Source organism: Rhizobium sp. PEPV16 (genome assembly GCF_008919455.1).
In the GTDB taxonomy this organism is placed as follows: Bacteria; Pseudomonadota; Alphaproteobacteria; order Rhizobiales; family Rhizobiaceae; genus Rhizobium; species Rhizobium leguminosarum_Q.
Genome location: NZ_VSZV01000071.1, coordinates 1 through 2,773, shown reverse-complemented (window position 1 = coordinate 2,773; position 2,773 = coordinate 1). Strand labels below are relative to the sequence as shown.

Below are 2,773 nucleotides of genomic sequence, written 5' to 3'. Positions count from 1 at the left end.
TCTACACCAACATGCAGATGGTTAAGCAGTTTGCGGCCGAAGATAGCGAAGCAGGTGCTATCCGCCGCACCATCCAGAAGGCCGTGCAGACACAGCAGGGTGAACAGCGCATCTATCGCAGCTCGGAACTGACCGTTGTCGTCCTCAACACGCTGCTGTGGCTGAGCATGTTGTCGATCGGCTTTTCCGGTCTCGTCAATGGATTTCTCTCCATCGGCGAGTTTGTCGGCGCCGTCTACATCCTCAACCGGCTGTCGACGCAGATCTTCACTTTCCTGCAGATGGGCCGGCAGATCTTCCAGGCAGTCGGCACCATCAAGGATGCCATGCCCGTCATGACGACGCCGCCCACCATCACCGACGGGCCGGGTGCGGCAGACCTCGCTGTCAGCAGCGGCGAGATCCGTTTCGACTATGTCCGCTTCGCCTACAAGTCCGGCAAGCCTGTCATCGATGATCTGTCGCTGACGGTCCTGCCCGGTGAAAAGGTCGGCCTCGTCGGCCTCTCAGGCGCCGGCAAGACCACGCTTGCGAACCTGCTCCTGCGCTTCTACGACATCAAGGACGGCGCGATCTTCATCGACGGGCAGGATATCCGCGCCGTCACCCAGGCAAGCCTTCGCCGCGCCATCGGGGTCATCGCGCAGGACGTCGCGCTGCTGCACCGTTCGGTCGGCGACAATATCCGTTACGGCCGGCCGGAGGCGACGAAGGACGAGATCGAAGCGGTGGCGAAGATGGCAAGTGCCGATGCCTTCATCGCCGATCTTTCCGACGGCGAAGGCCGCAGCGGTTATGAGGCCTTCGTCGGCGACCGCGGCATCAAACTGTCAGGCGGCCAGCGCCAACGCGTGGCCATCGCCCGCGTTCTCCTGAAGGACGCGCCGATCCTGGTGCTCGACGAGGCGACGTCCGCCCTCGACAGCGAATCCGAAGCCGCCATCCAGGAAAGGCTCAACCTGGTCATGGAAGGAAAGACGGTGATCGCCATCGCCCACCGGCTGTCGACCATCGCCAGGATGGACCGGATCGTCGTGCTCGACCACGGGCGCATCGTGGAGGAGGGCAGGCCGGACGAACTGGTCGAACGCGACGGCTTGTTTGCGCGCCTATGGAAACGCCAGACCGGCGGCTTCATTCCCGAAGAGATCGATGAGCCCTTGCCGACCTCGCCTGCGACCTGATGCGAGTGCGCTATTCGACGAGCCCGAAGATAGGGCCGTAGCCGCCGTGCCAAGACCAGTCGTTGCGGCCCATTTCGGGATTGTACAGTCCGACACCGCGTCCGCCATCTAGAAACAAGGCATCGGGGCATTTCAGATGGTCTCGGAAGAGCCGTGCAAAATCGTGGAAATTCACCCCGTCTTCGCTGATCGCGAAACGAACCGCGCCACCGTCGCAGACGCCGACACCGCTGCGGCGGGTTCGGTCTGTCGAGCCGACGATGAAGATCGGGTTCAGCTTGTTAGCGATGACAAGCATCGGGCCGGATTGCGTGGCGAACCGCACTTTGGGCCGATGCTTCAGAAATTCATCGGTCGGGAGTATCGCAGCACCTGCTTCACCCAGAAAGAACACGCCGTTCGGCTTCTTATAGAAATTCGGCACCTGACCGGCGGAGCTTTCGGCCTTTGTCGTATTGGCGGGCTGCAATTCCCTGGCGTTCTCGACATAGAGTCCCATCGGCGAAAAATCGGCCCGATACATCCCGGCGTTGACGGCCCGGGCTAGGACTCGGCCCTCGGCGGGAACGGCTTCGGCAAGGCTTGACAAAGTGCGGTATGCCACGCCATCGGCGTTTTTCCAGAACAATCGGAGGTCGGCTTTGCCCGGCTCCAGCGTGCAGACGACGTAGTTCGCTTCTTCGAAGCTTTCTTGCTCGCATGGTTGCGCATGCGCCTGATGCAGGGATGTCATCATTGCCGCCAGCATGATGGCCCCGGCGAGTATGCCATGTTTGAGATAGATCATCGGTGTCACGTCCTCGAGCTGCTTACCATGTGCCTGACAAAGCCGTGCAGGCGAGCAGCAGCCCGGTCAGGATATTCGCCAGGAACAGGCGATAGTTCACCTCCGGGCGGGCAAGATCGATCCGCTGGGTCTGCCAGGCGAGATGGATGGCGATCACCAGCATTCCGATCGCATAAGGCGGCGACATGTCCAATAGCCAGCCCCCGAGTGACCACGCGCCGACCGCCAGAGCATAGAATAGCCCGATAAAGGTCTTGCCGTGCCGGCCGAATAGAATTGCCGTCGATTTCAGGCCAAGACGGGTGTCGTCCTTCAGATCGACATAGGCATAGACCGTATCATAGCCGATCTGCCAGGCGATGGCTCCGGTCCACATCAGCACGGCGCCGGCCGGGATATGTCCGGCAGCCTCCGCCCATGCCATCAGCATCCCCCAGTTGAACGCCGCGCCCAGGACGGCCTGGGGCCAGTGGGTGAAGCGCTTGCAGGCCGCCCAGCACGGGAAGAGCGTCAGCCATATTCCGACCGGGCGATCCAGCCGCGCCAACCGGGTATAAGGCCGCCATCCGGCCGGCAAGCGGCGATCCACCCAGTCGCCACGGTGGATGTCGCTGAGATCAGGGCGGCTTAGAGTCGTCATGATTTGATCCAAATTTCCTGTCGCAAATAGCCATGAAGCCTCAGGTTTTTGTCGCCATCGGCGCCGCTCAGAATAGGAATTTTTGCAGACACGGCAATCACCTTGCGCTGCGATTGGTCGCTGACCTTCGCAGCTAACTGTTCTTGTTGTGTTCACATGTTT

The 2,773-nt window shown here is 61.2% G+C and carries 3 protein-coding genes; 1 reads left to right on the top strand and 2 read right to left on the bottom strand.

The genetic code is table 11. The features are described from left to right. Positions 1-1,184: ABC transporter ATP-binding protein (locus tag FY112_RS00715; protein WP_151517379.1), on the top strand; the 1,184-nt coding region annotated here is incomplete at its 5' end. 10 nt (positions 1,185-1,194) lie between these two features. On the opposite strand, the gene FY112_RS00710 is transcribed toward FY112_RS00715, so the two are convergent. Together FY112_RS00710 and FY112_RS00705 are read right to left on the bottom strand one after the other, a co-directional pair. Continuing rightward, on the bottom strand, positions 1,195-1,971 hold the full coding sequence (locus FY112_RS00710; RefSeq protein ID WP_151517378.1) for a phosphodiester glycosidase family protein: 777 nt from the start codon (positions 1,969-1,971) through the stop codon (positions 1,195-1,197). Between the two features lie 22 nt (positions 1,972-1,993). Beyond that, positions 1,994-2,611, bottom strand: a complete 618-nt coding sequence (locus FY112_RS00705; protein ID WP_151517377.1) for a 4-hydroxybenzoate octaprenyltransferase — start codon at positions 2,609-2,611, stop codon at positions 1,994-1,996. Between the last annotated feature and the right edge of the window lie 162 nt (positions 2,612-2,773).

Bases quoted from the DNA above. Each gene is read 5' to 3' on its own strand.
- FY112_RS00710 (WP_151517378.1), bottom strand. From the start codon at position 1,971: ATGATCTATCTCAAACATGGCATACTCGCCGGGGCCATCATGCTGGCG.
- FY112_RS00705 (WP_151517377.1), bottom strand. From the start codon at position 2,611: ATGACGACTCTAAGCCGCCCTGATCTCAGCGACATCCACCGTGGCGAC.